Origin of the sequence: Kribbella sp. CCNWLW201, assembly GCF_037203805.1 — a bacterium.
Classification (GTDB): Bacteria; Actinomycetota; Actinomycetes; order Propionibacteriales; family Kribbellaceae; genus Kribbella.
The window spans coordinates 756,890-776,462 of sequence record NZ_JBBCBQ010000001.1 but is presented as its reverse complement, the minus strand read 5'-3'; the positions used below and the strand labels follow the sequence as shown (position 1 = coordinate 776,462).

Below are 19,573 nucleotides of genomic sequence, written 5' to 3'. Positions count from 1 at the left end.
TCCATGGTTTTAGATACAGGTTCACTGTACCGAATTCTAGGGGGAGACATGAGTACCACGGCAGGGGTGTCGGCGAGCGATCTCGCGGTTCGCTGCATCCGGATCATGGCCGACGGCGAGCGGGCCGACTTCGACGCGGTCGTCCATCCGGACGCGGTCAACCGGGAGGACGACGCCGAGCCGCCGGAGTGCCGGATCGGCGGGCCTGCGGGCTTCTACGCGACCGCGCTCTGGCTGCGGACCGCGTTCGAGGGCCTGGCCTACGAGATCCACCATGTCGTTGCCGACGGCGACCTGGTGGCGATCAACTCGACCATGAGCGGCCGGCACGTCGCGCCGTTCGCCGTCTACAACAGCGCGGGCGTGGACACGGTGTTCCCGCCGACCGGGAAGACCTTCGCCGTCACGCAGTCGCACTGGCTGCGGATCCAGGACGGCAAGCTGATCGAGCACTGGGCCAACCGCGACGACCTCGGCCAGGCCAAGCAACTCGGCTGGGTCCCGCCGACCCCGGCGTACCTCTTCCGCATGGCCCGAGCCAAGTCCCGCATCAAGCGCGCAGCGTGAGCCGGACCGCCAGGCCATCACAACCGGCGCCGGCCGCACGACCGCACGCTCCCGCGGCCGCCGAGTCGGCAATTGTGAGGGGCTGGCGGTCCGCGGTGTGATCCAGCTGGCGGCGGTGGGGGCCGTCGACTGGTTGAGTGTGGGGGTGGATGAGCTGGGGTTCCGGGTCGAGGGTGGAGCGGTGGCCCGGCTGGTGATCGATCGGGTCGAGAAGCGGAACGCGCTGACGCGGGCGATGTGGGAGGTCCTGCCCGGGTTGCTGGCCGAGCTCGCCGCGGACGACGCGGTGAAGGTGTTGCTGGTCACCGGAGCCGGGCCGAGCTTCTCGGCCGGCGCGGATATCGGCGAACTGATCTCCGGCACCGATCCGGCCGACCCGATGGCGGAGCTGCGGGCGTTCAACCTGCGCGCGCAGGCGGCGTTGCGCGAGTTCCCGAAGCCGACGATCGCGGTCGTCCGCGGGCACTGCATCGGCGGCGGGCTAGAGATCGCCGTGAACTGCGACTTCCGATTCGCCGCGTACGACGCCACGTTCGGTGTCACGCCGGCCCGGATCGGCGTCGTCTATCCACCGGATGCGATCAAGGTGCTGCTGGATCTGGTCGGTCCCGCGACGACGAAGTACCTGCTCTTCAGCGGTGAACTCCTCACCGCTCCACAGGCCGAGCTCAAGGGACTCGTGGATCGTGTGGTCGAGCCGGCTGAGCTGGATGCCGTGGTCGAGGCGTTCGCGGCGACGCTGGTGTCGCGCTCGCAGCTGACGATCCGGTCGGCCAAGGAATCGGTCAACGCGCTGCTCGCCGGTACGGACGCCGACGCGCTCGCCTTCAAGCGCTATCAGGAGACGATCGCGGCCGGCGAGTTGGCCGAAGGCATCGCGGCGTTCACCGAGAGGCGGCCGCCGAGGTTTCCGTCAGGCGCTGATTAGGGTCCCGCGCAGCTCGACCCGGTCGCCGACGATGGCGGAGATGCGGGCGGCAACGGCTTCCGCATGGGCATCGTCGACCACGTCGATCAGGACGATGCCGGACACCTGGTGATCGGTCGGGACGAACGGACCGGCGGTGACCGTCTGCTCGTCGTCGCGGATCCGCACGATCCGGGCTTCGCTCGGGAGCACGAGCTCCTCGGCGCTGACGAGCTCGCCGGTGGCGGCCAGGTCGGCCTTGACTGCGGGCATCCGACGGGCGGCATCCGCGCCGTAGATCATCACGACGTACTTCATGGCCTCACCGTAGCGACGGGGACGGACAGAACCCCACGGATATGGGCACCCGTGGGGTTCTGACGTGGCCGGCGGATCAGTACCAGTGCCGGCGTCCGCCGACGGCGCGGCCGGTGGACCCGAGCAGGAACAACACGGCCCCGACGATCAGCACGATGATGCCGATCGTCCAGAGGATCGAGATGTCCAGCACGAGACCCAGGACCAACAGGATCAGTCCGAGGATGAGCATGAAACCTCCTTCTGGATGGCCACCGGGCGGACGGTGGCGCACGCATCCGGTGCCCACTCCGGCGGCTGCAAACCTCCAACGACCGTTTGATCTCAGGACGAGGCAACTGCCTGCAACTGTGGTTTCACCGGACGCTTGCGGCTGAGGAGCAGACCACAGCCCGCAATGCCGAGGGCGATGGCGATCCACACCGCCCAGAACGCGACCCGGTAGCCCTGCGTCAGTGCGGTCGGGGCGGAGCCCGTCGTACTGGTTGCTGCGACAGCGGAGAGCGCTGCGATGCCCACTGCGCCACCGATCTGGAAGCTGGCGCTCTGCAGCCCGGAAGCAACACCGGAGTCCTCACCGGCCACATCACTGAGTGAGGCAATGGAGCCGGCCACGGTCCCGGCACCCAGTCCGGCGCCGAAGATCGTCAGACCCCAGAAGGCCAGCTCGAAGTACCCCGAGTGCACGGTCAGTTGGGTCATGAGCGTCGTACCGACACCCGCCACCAGGAGCGAAGCGAACGCGACCCGGCGCGGTCCGACCCGCGTGACGAGGTGCTGGCCGATGATCGATGCCACAACCGCCGCAGCCGCGAGTACGGCGGACATGAGGCCGTAGCGGACTGCGGAAATGCCTAGCGCCAGTTGGGCGTACTGCGTGTAGATGTAGTTCAGCCCGAACGCGGACAGACCCCAGCTGACCGTGATGAGGTTGCCGCCGACCAATGCACGCGACCGGAAGATCCGCAGCGGTACGAGCGGTGCCGACGACCTCTGCTCCACCAACACGAACAACCCGAACAGCAAGGCCGACAGGGCCAACAGCGCGACCGTCTTCCCCACTGACGAGTCGGGCGCCTCGATGACGGCGTACACGAGCACGATGAGCGCAGTAGTCACGGTGACTGCGCCGGCGACGTCGAACCCACGCCGGCCCCGCTCACGGCTGTCCAGCAGCAGTGCAGGCGCCAGTACGACGACCAGCACGCACACCGGCACGTTGATGAAGAAGATCCACTGCCAACCCAGTCCGTCGGTCACAGGGCCGCCGATGAGGGACCCCGCCGTACCGCCGACTCCACTGGTCGCTCCCCAGATCCCCAGCGCCTTGTTGCGATCCGCGCCATCCGGGAACGTCGTCATCACGATCGACAACGCACTGGGCAGCAGTACGGCGGCCGACGCGCCCTGCAGGCCACGGGCGAGCACCAGCGCGTCACCACTCCAGGCGAACCCGCACAGCAGCGAGGACCCGGCGAACAGCAGCAGTCCGGTGATGAACACCCGCCGCCGGCCGAGCAGGTCCGAGATGCGCCCGCCCAGCAGGAGCAGGCCGCCGAACATCAGTGCGTACCCGCTCGGCACCCACTGCACGCCACCGGACGAGAAGGTCAGCTCACGTTCGATCGACGGGACCGCGACCAGCACGATCGACGCGTCCAGAATGATCATGAACCCGGTCAGGCACAGCAACGCCAGTGCCCACCAGCGCTTCGACTCAGTCACCATGTGACATCTCCAGTACGGCGGAACGCCCCGGCTGGGCGTCACTCAGCGGGTACGTCGGGGCCGCCCGGACCACCTCGACATTTCTGTCGAAAGTCGTCCACTGGGTACGACGTACCGGGTGAGAGGGGGTCACAGCGGCCTCCGCGAGCGACAGGATGGTGCCTGTGAAGTACGTGCTGCTGATCTACAGCAACCCCGAGAGCTGGGCGAGCCTGTCTGCCGAGCAACGCGAGGGCCTGGGGCGTGCCCACGAGGACCTGACGCGCGAACTGACCGAGCAGGGCCTCCTGGTCAGTGCCGCCGGTCTGGCCGACCCCATCACCAGCCGGACCGTGTCGGTCCGCGACGACACCACCACGACCACCGACGGACCGTACGCTGAGGCCAAGGAGCACCTGGCCGGGTTCTACCTGGTCGAGTGCGATGACATCGACCAGGCGATCGCCTACGCGGCCCGGATGCCGGACGCGAAGTACGTCGCCGTGGAGGTGCGGCCGGTAATGGATACGTCCGGGCTGGAGATGTGAAGGACTTCGAGCTGCTGCTGCGGGAGCAGGCGCCGCAGGTGCTCAGTGCGCTGGTCCGGCACTACGGGCACTTCGACCTGGCCGAGGAAGCGGTCCAGGAGGCGCTGCTCGCGGCCGCCCAGCAGTGGCCGGCCGAAGGGGTGCCGGACAACCCGCGTGGCTGGCTGATCCGGGTCGGGTCGCGCCGGCTGACCGACCTGCTGCGCAGCGAGTCGGCCCGGCGACGGCGTGAGGAGAACGCGGCCCAGCTCGCCGCACCAGAGGAGTTCGTTGCTGCTGGCCCCGACCTCGACGATCCGGGCGGCCGGGACGACACGCTGACGCTGTTGTTCCTCTGCTGCCATCCAGCGCTGTCGCCGGCCTCGCAGATCGCGCTGACACTGCGTGCGGTCGGCGGTCTCACCACCGCACAGATCGCGGCCGCGTTCCTGGTGCCGGAGGCAACCATGGCGCAGCGGATCAGCCGGGCGAAGCGCAGTATCAAGCAGGCAGGCAGCACGTTCGAGCTGCCGCCGGAGGCCGAGCGGGACGAGCGCATGGGCGCCGTACTGCATGTCCTCTACCTGATCTTCAACGAGGGCTACACAGCGTCGTCCGGTACGTCGTTGCACAGTGCCGAGCTCACCACCGAGGCGATCCGGCTGGTGCGTGGTGTGCGGCGGCTGCTGCCTGACGACGGCGAGGTGGCGGGGTTGCTGGCGCTCATGCTGCTGACGGATGCGCGGCGGCCTGCTCGTACTGGTGCGGACGGCGCACTGGTCCCACTGGCGGAGCAGGACCGGTCGAAGTGGAACAAGGACGCCATCGTCGAGGGTGAGGCGCTCGTCACCGATGCGCTGTCTCGCACGCAGCTCGGGCCGTACCAGGTGCAGGCCGCGATCGCTGCGGTCCATGACACGGCTGAGCAGGCCGAGGACACGGACTGGCGGCAGATCGTCGCCCTGTACGAGGTGCTCGAGCAGATGGTGGACAACCCGATGGTGAAGCTCAACCACGCCGTGGCGGTCGCTATGTCGACCGGTCCGAAGGACGGCCTCGCGGTACTCGAGCCGCTCGAGTCCGACGACCGCATGGCCGGCCACCACCGGTTGGACGCCGTACGGGCACACCTGCTGGAGATGTCGGGTGATGTGGTCGGGGCACGAGAGAGTTACCTCCTCGCGGCCCGTCGTACGACGAGTGTGCCGGAGCGCAACTACCTGCAGTCCAAGGCGGACCGGCTGGTCTGACTCGCGGTGCACCCCGGGTTGTGTCAGGTTTGAGGGGTGGATCTCACCAGAGCCTCACTCCTCCGAGAGATGCTGACCGGTACCGAGCTCGGCAGCCGGACCACGGACTTCGCCCACTCACTCCGCCGGTTCACCACCCGGACTGGCGGTCTGATGCTGTTCGGGCCGGTCGACGACGAGCCGTGGCACCTGACCGCGCACCTCGACGACGAGCTGCACCGGGCCGGTATCGAGGACATCCGCCCGTCACTGGTCCGCTGGTCGCCGCCACCCGGCGCACCGCCCCACCTGTCGATCGGACTGGACAGGTTGCGCGACACGGGCCGTGGCGAGTCGCTGCTGGTCGTGGCCGAGGAGGACCCGGCTGACACGCTGCTGGAACGCATCAGCGACGTACGGCGCCGGGGTACGACGATCTTCAGCATCGGCAACGGTGACAAGGAGCTGGCGTCACTCAGTCACGAGTCCCTGGTGCCGGAGCTGCTCGTGCCGGACGGGTTCGGCTGGACCACCCGGCGGATCGAACTCGACCACGACGAGCCGCAGGTCGCCGTACCGGTGACCGACCTCGAGCCGCGCACGTCAGAGGGCTTCGAGATGGCCCAGCACCTGGTCAGCCTGGCCGCGGCCGACGAGGACGCCGGGCAGCCCGCCTGGCGCCGCCGGCTGCGCGCCGCCATCGAACGCCTCGGCGGCGAACCGGGCTAGCCGTCGCGGTCAGCTGTCCAGATACAGCGCGGCCAGTCGGGGCAGGTGAGTATGCAGGTCGTCCTCGTCGTCGAAGTCGATCTCCTCTCCGGCCGGCAGGTCCGGCGTATCCGGCGCCTGGGCGTCGACCGCCTTCCAGTACGCCGATTCGTCGCCGGTGACGTTCTTGTACGCGTGACTGCCGACGTGCAGCAGCCCCTCGCCGTCGAACCCCTCGAAGCCTTCCGGCCGGTCCTCGTCGACCACATCGGCGAGTGAGTCCGGCACGGCCAGCGCCGCCTCCCAGACCTCCCGCCCCTGCGCGATCAACCAGCCCCGGAACGAGTCGAACCCGTCCTCCGAGGCCCCCGAGTTGATCAGGTACGCCGCCGCCCACAGGTCCCACCGGTACGACTCGACCTGCAACCGCGCGAGTTCGGCCCCGAACCCGGCGATCTCCTCGGCCTCCAGCCCACCCAGCAGCTTGGTCAGCGCGTCCGCTACCCCGTCCGGATCCGCGACGGTGTCATCCACCCCACCACGCGCATCCTCGACCAATCCCCAGAACCCATCCCTGTCCACCCCCACAGCGTCTCCCCGATGCCAGGTGATTTACCAGACCCTGTCCAACTGTGTGCGCTGCTCGGTGGACAGTTCGAGGTTGGCGCCTTGGAGGGCGGTGGTCAGGTAGGTGGGGTTGCTGATGCCGATGATGGGGGTGATGGCGGGGGTGCCGGAGGTTAGCCAGGCGACTACTACCTCGGAGTGGGTGACGTTGAGGGAGTCTGCGACCTCTGTCAGGGCTTGGAGACGGCGGGTGGTGCCGGGGTGGTCGAAGGCTTCGGGGATGGGGCGGTCGGGGCGGTTTTCGTAGCCGCCGGACATCAGGGGGCTGTAGGCGAAGAGTTGCTGGGTGGGGTCGTTCTCGGCGTAGTCGAGGACCTCATCGGTGATCCAGCCGAAGCGGTGGTCGTGGGCGTGGTCGCGGACGAACGGGCGCGGCTGCAGGTAGGAGTACCGCAGTTGCAGGGCGGTCGGGCCTTCAACACCCTGTTCCAGCGCCAGACCGCGCATCCGTTCGGCCCGCCAGAGGGCGTAGTTCGAGAGGCCGATCCGGCCGATGGTGCCGGCCGCTGCGTGCTTGCCGAACGCGGCGACCGTCTCCTCGAGTGGGGTCGAGCGGTCGTCGCGGTGGGCCCAGTAGAGGTCGATGTGATCGACCCCGAGTCGCCGCAGTGAGGTCTCCAGCGCGGCGTCGATCGTCGCCGCGCTGAGCCCTTCCGAGTGCTCCGGGTAGCTGCCCGGCCAGAGCGGTTCGCAGCCGACCTTGGTCGCCAGCTTCACCCGGTCCCGGATGCCCGGCCGGCGCGCGAACCACCGGCCGAGCAACTCCTCACTCTGTCCCCCGTGTCCACTGGGGTCCTGCCAGAACGCGTAGCAGTTCGCCGTGTCGATCCACTCCCCACCGGCATCGACGTACGCGTCCAGCAGCGCGAACGACTCCTTCTCCCCGATCCGTGTCCCGTACTCCATGGCACCCAGCGCGATGTTCAGCATGCCGAGAAGCCAACCTGCTAGAGCGCTGTCTAGGTCAAGCCCGTTGAAAGACGGTGATCAGCACGCCCTCGCCGACGGTCAGCGACTTGGTCAACTTCCACCGCGTCTTGTCCGGAGTCTCGCCGAACAGCTTCCGCCCGGTGCCGAGGATGACCGGGAACGTCATCAGGTGGATCTCGTCGACCAGGTCGGCGGCGATCAGCTCCTGCGCGAGCTGGATGCTGCCCGGAACCTGAATCTCGCCGGACACCTCCTCCTTCAGCTTCGCGACCTCGGAGCGTACGTCGCCGGACAGCACTCGGGTGTTGTTCCACGAAGGGTCCGTCAAAGTGCTCGAGACGACGTACTTCGGCATCCCGTTGTACTTGTCCGCCAGCTCACCCTCGTACGACGGCCAGGCCGCCGCGAACCCCTCGTACGTCTTGCGGCCGATCAGCAACGCGTCCGCACCGAACGCCTCGTCCTCCTTGAACTTCTCCCCGTCCTCACCGCGGTCGAAGTCGAAGGTCCAGTTGGCGTACTTGAAATCCTCCCCGCCAGGCGCCTGTACGACGCCGTCGAGCGAGCTGAACGTGGTCACCACAATATTCCCCATAGCGAATCAGAGCTCCTCAGCGAATGAGCGCAGGACCGGGGCGAGGACGGGCGGCTCGACGTTGTGGTTCTCGCCCGGCACGGGCAGCAACCGAGCCGTCGGCAACAGTTCGGCCACCGCGGCGGGACCGGTCTTCAGGTACGGCGGGGTGTTGTCACCGTGCATCACCAGGACCGGGACGTTCACCGCGGCCCAGCGCTCGGCCGGCAGCGGGTTGCCCGACATCGTCGTCCCCATGATCCTCCCGTCGTACGCGATCGTCCCCGCGATCTCCTCGACACCGGACCAGATCGGCGTTCCGCGCATCATATCGACGAACTCGGCCGGCATATTCGCTCCCGCGGTCATGAACAGCTCCACCGCGTCGCCCGGCCGGCCGGCCTCGACACTCGCCTCGAGCCGCTCCACGTAATCGGTCGGCAGCGGCGGCCGGCCGTCGTCGACCACCACCGGCGGCTCGAACAGCGCCAGCGCCGCGATCGGCAGCCCGGCGGCCGCGGCATCCAGCGCCAGCAGCCCACCGGACGACCAGCCGAACACGAGGGCCGGCTGGCCGGCGTCCTCGATCAGCGCGGCCAGATCCTCGATCTCCCGCTGGATCGCGTACGGCTTGGTGTCGGTGCTCTCGCCCCGGCCGCGCCGGTCGTAGACGTAGACGCGGAACTCGTCGCTCAGCAGTTTCGCGACCTCGGCGTTCGACGGGTTCACGGCCCGGTGCGCGGTGGCGCCGTCGACCATGATCAGCGGCCGGCCCTCCCCGATGGCGTCGAAGGCGATCGTCGTGCCGTCTGCGGATTTCACGGTGCTCATCTGGAGCCCCTCCTCTGTCGTCGTTCGGAACTAGACCGTACAGTACTCAGAGGAGAACTGGACTGTCTAGTATGATTTTCGAGAACCATCGAGGAGGCCGTCAGTGGACAACCGTGTGGAACACCGTCAACGTGCCGCCGTCTGGCAGCCAGGACAGGACGTCGCGATCGAGGGAGAGGGCCGGACGCCGCGCAAGCGCCGGGCGATCCTGGCCGCGGCGACCGAGGTCTTCCTCCAGCACGGGTACCTGGGCGCGAGCATGGACGAGGTCGCCGCGAAGGCCGGCGTCTCCAAACAGACCGTCTACAAGCAGTTCGAGAACAAGGAGCGTCTGTTCGCCGAGATCGTCCTCGGCACCAGCGATCAGCTTCTCGACGGCCTGGCTCAGGCGTACGCCGAGACCCTCGACGAGGCGACCGATGCGCGTGAAGCCCTTCGGGCGCTGGCCCGGCGGTTCCTCGACAGCCTCACCACCGCCAGCGTGCTGCAGTTGCGCCGGCTGGTTATCGCCGAGGCCGATCGCTTCCCTGACGTCTGCGGCCGCTGGTTCACCGTCGGCTTCGAGCGGTCGCTCGAGTCCCTGGGCGAAGCGCTGACTCGGCTGACCGATCGCGGTCTCCTCCGCGAACTACCGGACCCGACGCTGGCGGCCTACCAGTTCGCCGGCCTGGTCATGTACAAGCCGATGAACCGAGCCATGTTCGCCGGTACGGCGGCCGCCCCGATCCCCGGCGAACTAGACAAACTCGCCGACCAAGCCACCGAAGTCTTCCTCGCCGCCTATGGCCGGGATCTGGCGTGAGCTCAGAGATTGCTGCAGTTCGACAGGAGGTGTCCGTCGATCGAGCCGGATACCCGGTGCGCTCAGGCGGGGAGTGGCCGGCAGTGGGCATATACGTCCTGTCGATCTGCACCTAGAGGGTTCCGCGGGTTGACGTTCGGACTACCAGTTCTGGTGTGAATGTCACCCGCTGGTGTTCGTGGTCGGGGTTCGACGACTCGTCGAGGAGGAGTTCGGCGGCGGTTCGGCCGAGGAGTTGGCGGGGCTGGCGGACAGATGTCAGTGGTACGGCGGCCGCGGCGGCGAACTCGATGTCGTCGTACCCGACGATGGCGAGGTCCTCGGGGACTCGCAGGCCGAGGCTCACGCACTGCTGCAGGAGGCCCAGGGCGAGCAGGTCGTTGGCGCAGAACGCGGCGGTCGGCCGACGGGTCGCCGGGAGGCCGGCAAGTCGTTGCCCAGCGCCCCTACCTTCGGCGACGGTGAGGGCGCCGGTGGTCAGTTCGATCAAGTTTTCCGGGGGTTTCCCTGCCTTCCGCAACGCCCGGCGGGCGCCGTCGCGACGGTCGATGACCTGACCGATCGTGTTCGGGCCGCCGACGTACGCGATCCGGTCGTGGCCGAGTTCGAGCAGGTGTGCGATGGCGAGCTCGCCGCCGAGGATGTCGTTCACCGCGACGGAGCAGTGCTCGCCGTCGTCGATGGCCCGGTCCACCACGACGACCGGTGTACCGCGGGCGGGGAGTTTGCGCAGGCGGGACGAGTTCTGGTCGATCGGCGTGATCAGGATCCCCTGCACCCGCTGCTGCTCGAGCAGGTCGAGGTAGTCGGCCTCGCGGTCGGCGTCCTCGTTGCTGTTGCACAGGAAGACCGAGAGGCCGGCCGCGCGGGCCGCTTCCTCGACACCCTTCGCGACGTCGGTGAAGAACGGGTTGCCGGCGTCGAGCATCAGGTACGCGAGGATCCGGCTGCTGCCGGCCCGGAGCTGGCGGGCCGACTCGTTCCGGACGAAGCCGAGTGATGCCATCGCCGCCTCGACCTTCGCCCGGGTCACCGGGCTGACCACCTCTGGCCGGTTCAGCACGTTCGACACGGTCCCGAGCGAGACTCCTGCTGCCGCCGCGACCGCCTTCACGCCGGCCGCGTGCTGCTTCGCCTTCCGCCGCCGCCCACCGGTTGCCCCCGTCTTGCGACTGCTCCGGGACGAGGTTGCGGAGGCAGATTCCGGCGCGCTGTCCGCTGCCATGCACGACCTCCCGGCGTCATGGCCCTGATGGGCCGGGTTTGAAACGTCTTAGCGGCCAGAGCGTACCTGTTTTCCGTCGGTTTCCCGCAGCATCCGTCCGGGATCGGCCTCGAAACGCGAACCACCTCTTGACGATCCCAACCGCTCGCCCTTACGTTCGTGCAATCTTCTTGAAACCTTTCAGCAACTCAGCCGCCCCGAGTTGGAGGTGACCATGGCCGACGGCATGCCGCTTTTGCGCGTCCGCGCGGTGTCGAAATCGTTCGGCGCCGTGGCCGCCGTCCGGGAGGTCTCCTTCGACCTGTACGGCGGTGAGGCGCACGCCCTGGTCGGCGAGAACGGGGCCGGGAAGTCCACCATCGTGAAGATGCTGGCCGGTGTGCACCGCCCGGACAGTGGCACCATCGAGCTGAACGGCGTACCGACGGAGCTGCACACGCCGGCCGATGCGAAGGCGGCCGGGATCGCCGTGATCTACCAGGAGCCGACCCTCTTCCCGGACCTGACCGTGGCCGAGAACATCGCGATGGGGCGCCAGCCTCTGGGTCGTTTCAAAACCATCGACCGGGCCGCGATGGTCCGGCAGGCCGCCCAGCTGTTCACCCGGCTCGGCGTGTCGATCGACCCGAACCGGCCGGCCCGCGGCCTGTCGATCACCGGTGCGCAGGGGGAGAAGTTCAAGGCCGGGAAGCTCGGCGAGTACACCGTCGGCGCCGACGGCGAGATCGTGCTCGGCCCGCCGACCGAGTTCACCGCGACCAACATCGACCAGTTCAACTTCTGAGGGCACCGTGAATCGCTACTGCTTCTGTCTCCAGGTCAAACCCGACCGCTTGGAGGAGTACGTCGAGCGCCACCGCAATGTCTGGCCGGAGATGCAGGCCGCGTTGCGTGAGACCGGGTGGCACAACTACTCGCTCTTCCTCCGCGACGACGGCCTGCTGATCGGGTACGTCGAGGCCGAGGACCTGGAGGCGGCGCAGAAAGCGATGGCGGCAACCGAGGTGAACGCCCGCTGGCAGGCCGAGATGACCGAGTTCTTTACCGGGATCGATGGGAGGCCGCCGGACGAGTCGTTCCTGCTGCTGCCCGAGATCTTCCACCTGTCTGCGTTGAATTCTGAAGGGGACTGACAACCATGACGACCGACGCTGTGAAGACCGCCCTGAGCCGCCAGGAGATCGAGTTGCCCTCGTGGGCGTTCGGGAACTCGGGCACCCGGTTCAAGGTGTTCAGCCAGCCTGGTGTGCCGCGCTCGCCGGAGGAGAAGATCGCGGACGCCGCCGTGGTGCACAAGTACACCGGCGTCGCCCCGAGCGTCGCGCTGCACATCCCCTGGGACAAGGTGGACGACTACGCGGCCCTGTCGGCGTACGCGAAGGAACAGGGCGTCCGGCTCGGCGCGATCAACAGCAACGTGTTCCAGGACGACGACTACAAGCTGGGCAGTGTCACCAACCCCGACCCGCGGGTACGGCGGAAGGCGACGGACCACCTGCTCGAGTGTGTCGACATCATGGACGCGACCGGGTCCCGGGACCTGAAGCTGTGGTTCTCCGACGGCACGAACTACCCGGGCCAGGATGACATCCAGGATCGGCAGGACCGGCTGGCCGAAGCGTTGAAGGAGGTGTACGACCGGCTCGGCGACGACCAGCGGATGCTGCTGGAGTACAAGCTGTTCGAGCCGGCCTTCTACACCACCGACGTGCCGGACTGGGGTACGTCGTACGCGCACTGCCTGGAGCTGGGGCCGAAGGCAACGGTCTGCATCGACACCGGGCACCACGCGCCGGGCACCAACATCGAGTTCATCGTCGCGTTCCTGCTCCGGGCCGAGAAGCTCGGTGCGTTCGACTTCAACAGCCGGTTCTACGCCGACGACGACCTGATGGTCGGGGCGGCGGACCCGTTCCAGCTGTTCCGGATCATGAACGAGATCGTCCGCGGCGACGCCCTCGACCCGGACCGCGGAATCGCGTTCATGCTCGACCAGTGCCACAACATCGAGGTGAAGATCCCGGCCATCATCCGCTCGGTGATGAACGTCCAGGAGGCGACCGCGAAGGCGCTGCTGGTCGACCGCGACGAACTCCGGAAGGCCCAGGCCTCCGGTGACGTGCTGGCTGCCAACGCCGCGCTGATGGACGCCTACAACACCGACGTCCGCCCGCTGCTCGCCGAACTGCGCGAGTCGCAGGGCCTGGACCCGAACCCGGTCGCCGCCTACCAGCGCAGCGGCTACTTCGAGCAGATCGTCAAGGACCGAGCCGACGGCCAGCAGGCCGGATGGGGAGCATGACAGTGACCGACACCGCAGCCGAACTTGTTGCGCGGAGCAACAGACTGGGTGCCGACCCGCGCAACACGAACTACGCCGGCGGGAACACGTCGGCGAAGGGGACGACGACCGACCCGGTCACCCAGCAGCCGGTCGATCTGGTCTGGGTGAAGGGCTCCGGCGGCGACCTCGGCACGCTGACGTCGTCCGGTCTCGCCGTACTGCGGTTGGACCGGCTGAACTCGCTGGTCGACGTGTACCCGGGCGTCGACCGTGAGGACGAGATGGTCGCCGCGTTCGACTACTGCCTGCACGGTAAGGGCGGCGCCGCCCCCTCGATCGACACCGCGATGCACGGTCTTGTCGACGCTCCACATGTCGACCATCTGCACCCGGACTCGGGGATCGCGCTGGCGACCGCTGCCGACGGCGAGAAGCTCACCGCCGAGTGCTTCGGCGACCGGGTGGTCTGGGTGCCGTGGCGGCGGCCCGGTTTCCAGCTCGGTCTGGACATCGCCCAGGTGAAGCGCGAGAACCCGGAGGCGATCGGCTGCATTCTCGGTGGCCACGGCATCACCGCGTGGGGCGAGACCTCGGCCGAGTGCGAGGCGAACTCCCTCGACATCATCCGTACGGCGGAACGCTTCCTGGCCGAGCGTGGTGTCGCCGAACCCTTCGGTGCGGTGGTGCCTGGGTTCGAGGCTCTCCCCGCCGAGGAACGACGGTTGCGGGCGGCCGCGCTGGCGCCGGTCATCCGCGGCCTCGCGTCGACGGACAAGCCGCAGGTGGGTCATTTCAACGACTCGGACGTCGTACTGGAGTTCACCGCGCGGGAGAGGCTGGCTGAGCTTGCTGCGCTGGGCACCTCGTGCCCGGACCACTTCCTGCGGACCAAGGTGCGGCCGCTCGTGCTGGACCTGCCCGCGACCGCGCCGCTCGACGAGGCCGTGACCCGGCTGCGGGAGCTGCATCTGCAGTACCGCGAGGACTACGAGGCGTACTACGACCGGCACGCGCAGCCGGACAGCCCGCCGATGCGTGGTGCGGACCCGGCCATCGTGCTGGTTCCCGGTGTCGGCATGTTCAGCTTCGGCAAGGACAAGCAGACCGCTCGGGTGGCCGGCGAGTTCTACGTGAACGCGATCAACGTGATGCGCGGCGCCGAGGCAGTGTCGACGTACGCGCCGATCGACGAGAGCGAGAAGTTCCGGATCGAGTACTGGGCGCTGGAAGAGGCCAAGCTGCAGCGGATGCCCAAGCCGAAGCCGCTCGCGACTCGAGTGGCCTTTGTCACCGGTGGTGGTTCGGGGATCGGGAAGGCGATCGCGCAACGGCTGGCCGCTGAGGGCGCTTGTGTGGTCGTGGCCGACCTGGATCTGGCCGCGGCCGAGGCAGTGGCCAAGGAGATCGGGTCCTCTGACGTTGCTGTTGCCGTGGGCGCCGATGTGTCCTCGGCGGAGGCGGTCGAGGCGGCGCTGCGGGAGGCCGTGCTCGCCTTCGGTGGCGTCGATCTGATTGTCAACAATGCCGGATTGTCCATCTCCAAGTCGTTGCTGGAGACCACGGACAAGGACTGGGACCTGCAGCACAACGTGATGGCCAAGGGTTCGTTCCTGGTGTCGCGGGCGGCTGCGAAGGTGCTGATCGACCAGGCCATCGGCGGCGACATCATCTACATCTCCAGCAAGAACTCCGTCTTCGCCGGCCCGAACAACGTCGCCTACGGCTCGGCCAAGGCCGACCAGGCCCACCAGGTCCGGCTGCTCGCCGCAGAACTGGGCGAGTACGGCATCCGCGTCAACGGGGTGAACCCGGATGGCGTCGTACGGGGATCCGGGATCTTCGCCAAGGGCTGGGGCGCACAGCGTGCGGCGGTGTACGGCGTACCCGAGTCGGAGCTGGGTGCGTACTACGCACAGCGCACGTTGCTGAAGCGGGAGGTGCTGCCGGAGCACGTCGCGGCGGCCGTCTTCGCTCTGACCGGTGGGGAGCTGACCCACACGACCGGTCTGCACGTACCCGTCGATGCCGGCGTAGCCGCCGCGTTCCTGCGTTAGGAGTCGCAATGACGGAGCTGGATGTCCGCCCCGGGTTGGAGCGGATCACCACACGCAAGACCAGGATCGGGCTGGTCGCGGGCGGTCTGGGTGCCTACTGGCCGCAGTTCCCCGAGCTGCTGCCGCAGTTGCAGGCGTCCGCTCGGCGCGTGTCCGAGCGGTTCTCGGCCCTCGACTGTGAAGTCGTCGACGTCGGGTTCATCTCGGACGCACAGGAAGGTGTGGTCGCGGCCGAGAAGCTGCGGCTCGCCGACTGCGACCTGATCGTCGGCTTCCTGACCACCTACATGACCGCGTCGATGCTGGTGCCGGTTGCGCAGCGCAGTGGTGCGCCGGTGTTGCTGCTCAACCTGCAGCCGACCGAGTCGATGGATCACGCGACCTTCGACACCGGCGCTTGGCTCGCGTACTGCGGTGCCTGTCCGCTGCCGGAGATGGCGAACGCGTTCGAGCGCTGCGGGATCGACTTCCGTTCGGTGTCGGGCTATCTCGAGGACGAGCGGGCGTGGGCCCGGATCGACCGGTGGATCCGGGCGGCCGGCGTACGGGCGGCTTTCCGGCACGGGCGGCACGGTCTGCTCGGGCACTTGTACCCGGGCATGATGGACGTCATCACCGACCCGACGCTGGTGTCGTCCCAGCTCGGTGGGCATGTCGAGATCCTGGAGATCGACGACCTCCGCGTCCGGGTCGAGAGGGTGACCGAGGCGGAGACCGCGGCCCGGATGGACCTGGCCCGGGAGATCTTCACGCTGGACGACTCCGTGGTCGAGGAAGACTTCCGCTGGGGTGCGACGGTGTCGGTCGCGCTCGACCGGCTGGTCGAGGACTTTTCCCTTGATTCCTTGGCCTATTACCACCGCGGTCTCGACGGCGAGCTGCACGAGCGGGTCGCGGCCGGGATGATCCTCGGCGCTTCGTTGCTGACGGCAAGGGGGATTCCGGCGGCGGGTGAGTACGAGCTGCGGACGTCGCTGGCGATGCTGGTGATGGACCGGCTCGGCGCGGGTGGGTCGTTCACCGAGCTGCAGGCGCTGAACTTCCACGACAACGTGGTCGAGATGGGTCACGACGGGCCGGCGCACCTGGCGATCAGCTCGGCCAAGCCGTTGCTGCGCGGGCTCGGCGTGTACCACGGCAAGCGTGGCTGGGGTGTGTCCGTCGAGTTCGACGTGAAGCATGGGCCGGTGACGGCGTGCGGTCTCGGTCAGCGCCGGGACGGCTCGTTCAACCTGATCGCGTCCGAGGGCACCGTCGTACCCGGGCCGCTGCTGCAGATCGGGAACACCACGTCGCGGGTCGATTTCGGGTGCGACCCGGGTGAGTGGACCGACGCGTGGTCCGGGTCGGGCGTGGCGCACCACTGGGCGCTCGGTACCGGTCACCGCGCCAAGGACCTGCAGGCGGTCGCGGACCTGCTCCACCTCGACCTGACCGTCGTCTCGCCATGAAGCGTGTCGCGGCGGTGGATCTGGGGGCGTCCAGCGGGCGGGTGATGCTGGGCTCTGTTGGTGATGGTGTGCTGACCCTGTCCGAGATCCACCGCTTCTGGAACGGTCCGGTGCAGCTGCGGGACACCCTCCACTGGGACATCCTCCACCTCTACCGCTCCATCCTCGAAGGCCTCGCCCAGGCGGGTGCCGTCGACACCATCGGCATCGACTCCTGGGCCGTCGACTACGGCCTCCTGGACTCGGATGGCCGCCTCCTGGGCAACCCCGTCCACTACCGCGACGCCCGCACCAACAGCGTCATGGAGAAGGTTCTCGAGCGGGTCTCCGCTGAGGAGCTCTACGCGATCACCGGTCTCCAGCAGCTCCCCTTCAACACCATCTACCAGCTAGCCGCCGAAGGACTGCTGGAGCAAGCGGACAAGCTGCTGATGATCCCCGACCTGCTTGGCTATTGGCTGACCGGTGAGATCGGTGCTGAGCGGACCAATGCCTCCACCACGCAGTTGTACGACGTGCGTGCGCGGAGTTGGAGCGAGAGCCTGGCGACGCGGGTTGGTGTGCCGCTCGAGCTACTGCCGCGACTGCGGGAGCCGGGTGACGTGGTGGGGACTCTGCTGCCTGCCGTGGCCGAGGAGACCGGGCTGGCGGCAATCACGCCGGTGATCGCGGTTGGGTCGCATGACACTGCGTCTTCGGTGGTCGCCGTACCTGCTGCTGACGAGCGGTTTGCGTACATCTCGTCCGGCACCTGGTCGTTGGTCGGGCTCGAGCTGGAGTCACCGGTCGTGTCGGCCGAGGCGCGGGATGCCAACTTCACGAATGAAGGTGGGGTCGACGGGCGGACCCGGTTCCTGAAGAACGTGATGGGGCTCTGGATCCTGCAGGAGTGCCAGCGGATCTGGGGCGCCGACGATCTGCCGACCTTGCTCCGTGACGCCGCCGACGCCCCGCCGTTCGCCGTACTGATCGATCCGGACGCCCCCGAATTCCTTGCGCCCGGCAACATGCCGCGCCGGATCGAGGAGCACTGCCGAGCGACCGGTCAAGAGCCGCCGCGGTCGCAGGCGGCCACGGTTCGCTGTGTGCTGGAGAGTCTCGCGCTGGCCTATCGCCGTACGTTGCGGCAGGCGCAGTCGATCGCGGACCGGCCGGTCGACGTACTGCACGTCATCGGTGGCGGGTCGCAGAACGAGCTGCTCTGTCAGTTGACCGCCGACGCCTGTGGACTGCCCGTGCTGGCCGGGCCGGTCGAGGCGTCCGCGCTGGGCAACGTCCTCGTCCAGGCGCGTGCGCTGGGCGAACCACTGCCGGACCTGGGTGCGATGCGCGCCCTGGTTCGTGCCACTCATCAACTGCGGCGCTACGAGCCGCAGGGAAAACCGGCCGACTGGGACGCCGCCGAGTCCCGGGTGTTCGGAACAAGGTGATCCGTATGACCGTCCTCCCCCAGGAACTCCGCCCGCTTGCTCGCCGGGTGCCGCCGCGCGAGATCAGCCACGACGACCTGCAACTGCTCCGGCTCCTCGCCACCGGGTTGCCGGTGGATTCCGTGGCCCGCCGGCTCGACCTGTCCGAGCGGACCGTCCGCCGCCGTACCCGGATGGTGTGCGACCGGCTCGGTTTCGGCACCGCCATCGAAGCGATCGTCTGGGCTGCCCGCCGCGGCCTGGTCTGACGTCCCACCTCCCCTGCAGGAAACCACCCCTTCTTTCGCAGGAGTTCGCCCATGTCCGTCCGCTCCAGGCTGGGCTGCTTGCTCAGCGTGGTACTGCTCCGGCGGACCTGGTCGACTCGGCCGGCGAACACTTCGCGCAGACGGTGATCCGGCGCGACGTTCACCTCTCGACCCGGTTCCTCGGGGTGGACGGGCTGCTGCCGGTGCTGACCAAGATCGGCCGCGCCGTGCCCCGGTGCCGGGCACCGGCATCACGTCCGCCTCACTCCGGCTCCAAACGCCGTACGGCGAAGTCGCAAGCAGTTGGCGCTCCACCCCCGACGGCCTGACCCTCGACGTGACCATCCCCCCAAATACGACCGCAAGCATCCGCATCCCAGCCCGCGACGGCACCACCACCGTCAAGGAAGTTGCCTCAGGCACCTATCACTTCACGGCCGGTTAGCGCACGTCACGCCGCGTCAGGCTGCATCACCGCGTGTCAGCCGCCATCACGGCACGTTAGGCGCCGGAGCGAGGGGGTACCGGGGGTCCGAGCATCGAGCCGAGGAGGAACGATGGACGGAATGACCGTCTTGTGGATCGTCATCGCCCTGGCGGCACTGGTCATCCTGGTGGCACTGATCGCCGGGGCGACACGGAAGTCGTCGCAGCGCCGGGCCGAACGGGACCGGCAGGAGGCGTACGAGCAGGAGCAGCAGGCCAGGGCGTCGGAGGTACGGGCGGAGAAGCAGCACGCCGCGGCCGACGAGGTCGAGGCACGGTCACGCAAGGCGCAGGCCGTCGCCGACGAGAAGGCGGCCGAGGCACGCCGGCTCGCGGCCGGTGCGACCGAGCGGCGCGAGGCCGCCACGGAAGCCCAGTCTGAGGCCGACGAGCACCGCACCCGGGCGGAAGACCTGCACCCGGATGAGTCGACACCTCAAGCAGCCACCTGGGGCAAGGGCCGTGACGAGTCCGACTGGGGCCGGGACGGGCAGCCGACCGACGAGCACTGGGCCGACGGGCGGCATCCGGACGACCCGCGCCGCCAGCCGTACCCCGAGCCCGAGGCGTCCAAGCCGGACCATCCGGAGGAACACCCGAAGCATTCGAGGCACTGACTCGCGGACGCGCTGATCCCGCCGGAGCGCAACGGGGCCGTTGACGGCATC

At 68.4% G+C, this 19,573-nt stretch carries 24 protein-coding genes; 15 read left to right on the top strand and 9 right to left on the bottom strand.

What is annotated here, in order from left to right:
- Window positions 1–48 precede the first annotated feature (48 nt).
- Together V9K99_RS03645 and V9K99_RS03640 are read left to right on the top strand one after the other, a co-directional pair.
- Window positions 49–567, top strand: a complete 519-nt coding sequence (locus V9K99_RS03645; protein ID WP_337010789.1) for an ester cyclase — start codon at window positions 49–51, stop codon at window positions 565–567.
- 145 nt (window positions 568–712) lie between these two features.
- Entirely contained in the window at window positions 713–1,495 is a 783-nt protein-coding gene (locus V9K99_RS03640) for an enoyl-CoA hydratase/isomerase family protein (protein ID WP_337010787.1), read from the top strand.
- On the opposite strand, the gene V9K99_RS03635 is transcribed toward V9K99_RS03640, so the two are convergent.
- The 4 genes from V9K99_RS03635 to V9K99_RS03620 all read right to left on the bottom strand — a co-directional run bounded on the left by V9K99_RS03635 (window position 1,481) and on the right by V9K99_RS03620 (window position 3,653).
- Complete coding sequence (locus V9K99_RS03635) at window positions 1,481–1,792, bottom strand: YciI family protein (protein WP_337010785.1); 312 nt, start codon at window positions 1,790–1,792, stop codon at window positions 1,481–1,483. The genes V9K99_RS03640 and V9K99_RS03635 overlap by 15 nt on opposite strands.
- A gap of 76 nt (window positions 1,793–1,868) precedes the next feature.
- Window positions 1,869–2,024, bottom strand: a complete 156-nt coding sequence (locus V9K99_RS03630) for a DUF6131 family protein (protein WP_337010783.1) — start codon at window positions 2,022–2,024, stop codon at window positions 1,869–1,871.
- A 92-nt stretch (window positions 2,025–2,116) separates the two neighbouring features.
- The gene (locus V9K99_RS03625) at window positions 2,117–3,520 is read right to left on the bottom strand and encodes an MFS transporter (RefSeq protein WP_337010780.1); all 1,404 of its coding nucleotides are present in this window, start codon (window positions 3,518–3,520) and stop codon (window positions 2,117–2,119) included.
- Window positions 3,510–3,653: a hypothetical protein gene (locus tag V9K99_RS03620; protein WP_337010778.1), complete on the bottom strand. Its 144-nt coding sequence runs from the start codon at window positions 3,651–3,653 to the stop codon at window positions 3,510–3,512. The genes V9K99_RS03625 and V9K99_RS03620 overlap by 11 nt, the downstream gene beginning before the upstream one ends.
- Before the next feature lie 31 nt (window positions 3,654–3,684).
- On the opposite strand from V9K99_RS03620, the gene V9K99_RS03615 reads away from it, so the two are divergent.
- The 3 genes from V9K99_RS03615 to V9K99_RS03605 are packed head-to-tail and all read left to right on the top strand — an operon-like array spanning window position 3,685 to window position 5,984.
- The gene (locus V9K99_RS03615; protein ID WP_337010776.1) at window positions 3,685–4,047 is read left to right on the top strand and encodes a YciI family protein; all 363 of its coding nucleotides are present in this window, start codon (window positions 3,685–3,687) and stop codon (window positions 4,045–4,047) included.
- Entirely contained in the window at window positions 4,044–5,276 is a 1,233-nt protein-coding gene (locus tag V9K99_RS03610) for an RNA polymerase sigma factor (RefSeq protein WP_337010774.1), read from the top strand. The genes V9K99_RS03615 and V9K99_RS03610 overlap by 4 nt, the downstream gene beginning before the upstream one ends.
- 36 nt (window positions 5,277–5,312) lie before the next feature.
- Window positions 5,313–5,984, top strand: a complete 672-nt coding sequence (locus V9K99_RS03605) for a hypothetical protein (protein ID WP_337010772.1) — start codon at window positions 5,313–5,315, stop codon at window positions 5,982–5,984.
- Between the two features lie 9 nt (window positions 5,985–5,993).
- Here the strand turns inward: V9K99_RS03605 and V9K99_RS03600 are convergent, their stop codons facing one another.
- The 4 genes from V9K99_RS03600 to V9K99_RS03585 are packed head-to-tail and all read right to left on the bottom strand — an operon-like array spanning window position 5,994 to window position 8,925.
- The gene (locus V9K99_RS03600; protein ID WP_337010770.1) at window positions 5,994–6,545 is read right to left on the bottom strand and encodes a DUF4240 domain-containing protein; all 552 of its coding nucleotides are present in this window, start codon (window positions 6,543–6,545) and stop codon (window positions 5,994–5,996) included.
- Window positions 6,546–6,575: 30 nt separating this feature from the next.
- Window positions 6,576–7,520: an aldo/keto reductase gene (locus V9K99_RS03595; protein WP_337010768.1), complete on the bottom strand. Its 945-nt coding sequence runs from the start codon at window positions 7,518–7,520 to the stop codon at window positions 6,576–6,578.
- Between the two features lie 34 nt (window positions 7,521–7,554).
- Entirely contained in the window at window positions 7,555–8,115 is a 561-nt protein-coding gene (locus V9K99_RS03590; RefSeq protein WP_337010766.1) for a dihydrofolate reductase family protein, read from the bottom strand.
- A gap of 6 nt (window positions 8,116–8,121) precedes the next feature.
- On the bottom strand, window positions 8,122–8,925 hold the full coding sequence (locus V9K99_RS03585) for an alpha/beta fold hydrolase (RefSeq protein ID WP_337010764.1): 804 nt from the start codon (window positions 8,923–8,925) through the stop codon (window positions 8,122–8,124).
- 103 nt (window positions 8,926–9,028) lie between these two features.
- Between V9K99_RS03585 and V9K99_RS03580 the strand changes: the two genes are divergently transcribed.
- Entirely contained in the window at window positions 9,029–9,727 is a 699-nt protein-coding gene (locus tag V9K99_RS03580; protein ID WP_337010762.1) for a TetR/AcrR family transcriptional regulator, read from the top strand.
- Window positions 9,728–9,839: 112 nt separating this feature from the next.
- On the opposite strand, the gene V9K99_RS03575 is transcribed toward V9K99_RS03580, so the two are convergent.
- On the bottom strand, window positions 9,840–10,952 hold the full coding sequence (locus V9K99_RS03575; RefSeq protein WP_337010760.1) for a LacI family DNA-binding transcriptional regulator: 1,113 nt from the start codon (window positions 10,950–10,952) through the stop codon (window positions 9,840–9,842).
- Between the two features lie 214 nt (window positions 10,953–11,166).
- Here V9K99_RS03575 and V9K99_RS03570 point away from each other — a divergent pair, with 214 nt between their 5' ends.
- The 9 genes from V9K99_RS03570 (at window position 11,167) to V9K99_RS03530 (ending at window position 19,522) form a co-directional block, all read left to right on the top strand.
- Complete coding sequence (locus tag V9K99_RS03570; RefSeq protein WP_337010758.1) at window positions 11,167–11,736, top strand: ATP-binding cassette domain-containing protein; 570 nt, start codon at window positions 11,167–11,169, stop codon at window positions 11,734–11,736.
- A 7-nt stretch (window positions 11,737–11,743) separates the two neighbouring features.
- Entirely contained in the window at window positions 11,744–12,085 is a 342-nt protein-coding gene (locus tag V9K99_RS03565) for an L-rhamnose mutarotase (protein WP_337010756.1), read from the top strand.
- Between the two features lie 5 nt (window positions 12,086–12,090).
- A complete protein-coding gene (gene rhaI, locus V9K99_RS03560) occupies window positions 12,091–13,254 on the top strand; it encodes an L-rhamnose isomerase (protein WP_337010754.1) in 1,164 nt (387 codons plus the stop codon).
- Window positions 13,251–15,290 carry a bifunctional aldolase/short-chain dehydrogenase gene (locus tag V9K99_RS03555; RefSeq protein WP_337010752.1) on the top strand — a complete coding sequence of 680 codons (2,040 nt, stop codon included), beginning with the start codon at window positions 13,251–13,253 and terminating at the stop codon, window positions 15,288–15,290. The genes rhaI and V9K99_RS03555 overlap by 4 nt, the downstream gene beginning before the upstream one ends.
- Before the next feature lie 8 nt (window positions 15,291–15,298).
- Window positions 15,299–16,741, top strand: a complete 1,443-nt coding sequence (locus tag V9K99_RS03550; RefSeq protein ID WP_337010750.1) for an L-fucose/L-arabinose isomerase family protein — start codon at window positions 15,299–15,301, stop codon at window positions 16,739–16,741.
- A complete protein-coding gene (locus V9K99_RS03545; protein ID WP_337010748.1) occupies window positions 16,738–18,171 on the top strand; it encodes a rhamnulokinase in 1,434 nt (477 codons plus the stop codon). Before V9K99_RS03550 ends, V9K99_RS03545 begins: the two co-directional genes overlap by 4 nt.
- Before the next feature lie 5 nt (window positions 18,172–18,176).
- Window positions 18,177–18,419 carry a LuxR C-terminal-related transcriptional regulator gene (locus V9K99_RS03540; RefSeq protein ID WP_132213325.1) on the top strand — a complete coding sequence of 81 codons (243 nt, stop codon included), beginning with the start codon at window positions 18,177–18,179 and terminating at the stop codon, window positions 18,417–18,419.
- Window positions 18,420–18,654: 235 nt separating this feature from the next.
- Complete coding sequence (locus V9K99_RS03535; RefSeq protein ID WP_337010744.1) at window positions 18,655–18,864, top strand: alpha-L-rhamnosidase C-terminal domain-containing protein; 210 nt, start codon at window positions 18,655–18,657, stop codon at window positions 18,862–18,864.
- Window positions 18,865–18,976: 112 nt separating this feature from the next.
- A complete protein-coding gene (locus V9K99_RS03530) occupies window positions 18,977–19,522 on the top strand; it encodes a hypothetical protein (RefSeq protein ID WP_337010742.1) in 546 nt (181 codons plus the stop codon).
- The last annotated feature ends 51 nt before the right edge of the window (window positions 19,523–19,573 follow it).

What these genes read in the sequence shown, in the direction of transcription:
- V9K99_RS03645 (WP_337010789.1), top strand. Translation starts at nt 49, where the DNA reads ATGAGTACCACGGCAGGGGTGTCGGCGAGCGATCTCGCGGTTCGCTGC.
- V9K99_RS03635 (WP_337010785.1), bottom strand. Translation starts at nt 1,792, where the DNA reads ATGAAGTACGTCGTGATGATCTACGGCGCGGATGCCGCCCGTCGGATG.
- V9K99_RS03630 (WP_337010783.1), bottom strand. Translation starts at nt 2,024, where the DNA reads ATGCTCATCCTCGGACTGATCCTGTTGGTCCTGGGTCTCGTGCTGGAC.
- V9K99_RS03625 (WP_337010780.1), bottom strand. Translation starts at nt 3,520, where the DNA reads ATGGTGACTGAGTCGAAGCGCTGGTGGGCACTGGCGTTGCTGTGCCTG.
- V9K99_RS03595 (WP_337010768.1), bottom strand. Translation starts at nt 7,520, where the DNA reads ATGCTGAACATCGCGCTGGGTGCCATGGAGTACGGGACACGGATCGGG.
- V9K99_RS03590 (WP_337010766.1), bottom strand. Translation starts at nt 8,115, where the DNA reads ATGGGGAATATTGTGGTGACCACGTTCAGCTCGCTCGACGGCGTCGTA.
- V9K99_RS03585 (WP_337010764.1), bottom strand. Translation starts at nt 8,925, where the DNA reads ATGAGCACCGTGAAATCCGCAGACGGCACGACGATCGCCTTCGACGCC.
- V9K99_RS03575 (WP_337010760.1), bottom strand. Translation starts at nt 10,952, where the DNA reads ATGGCAGCGGACAGCGCGCCGGAATCTGCCTCCGCAACCTCGTCCCGG.
- V9K99_RS03570 (WP_337010758.1), top strand. Translation starts at nt 11,167, where the DNA reads ATGGCCGACGGCATGCCGCTTTTGCGCGTCCGCGCGGTGTCGAAATCG.
- rhaI (WP_337010754.1), top strand. Translation starts at nt 12,091, where the DNA reads ATGACGACCGACGCTGTGAAGACCGCCCTGAGCCGCCAGGAGATCGAG.
- V9K99_RS03555 (WP_337010752.1), top strand. Translation starts at nt 13,251, where the DNA reads ATGACAGTGACCGACACCGCAGCCGAACTTGTTGCGCGGAGCAACAGA.
- V9K99_RS03550 (WP_337010750.1), top strand. Translation starts at nt 15,299, where the DNA reads ATGACGGAGCTGGATGTCCGCCCCGGGTTGGAGCGGATCACCACACGC.
- V9K99_RS03545 (WP_337010748.1), top strand. Translation starts at nt 16,738, where the DNA reads ATGAAGCGTGTCGCGGCGGTGGATCTGGGGGCGTCCAGCGGGCGGGTG.
- V9K99_RS03540 (WP_132213325.1), top strand. Translation starts at nt 18,177, where the DNA reads ATGACCGTCCTCCCCCAGGAACTCCGCCCGCTTGCTCGCCGGGTGCCG.
- V9K99_RS03530 (WP_337010742.1), top strand. Translation starts at nt 18,977, where the DNA reads ATGGACGGAATGACCGTCTTGTGGATCGTCATCGCCCTGGCGGCACTG.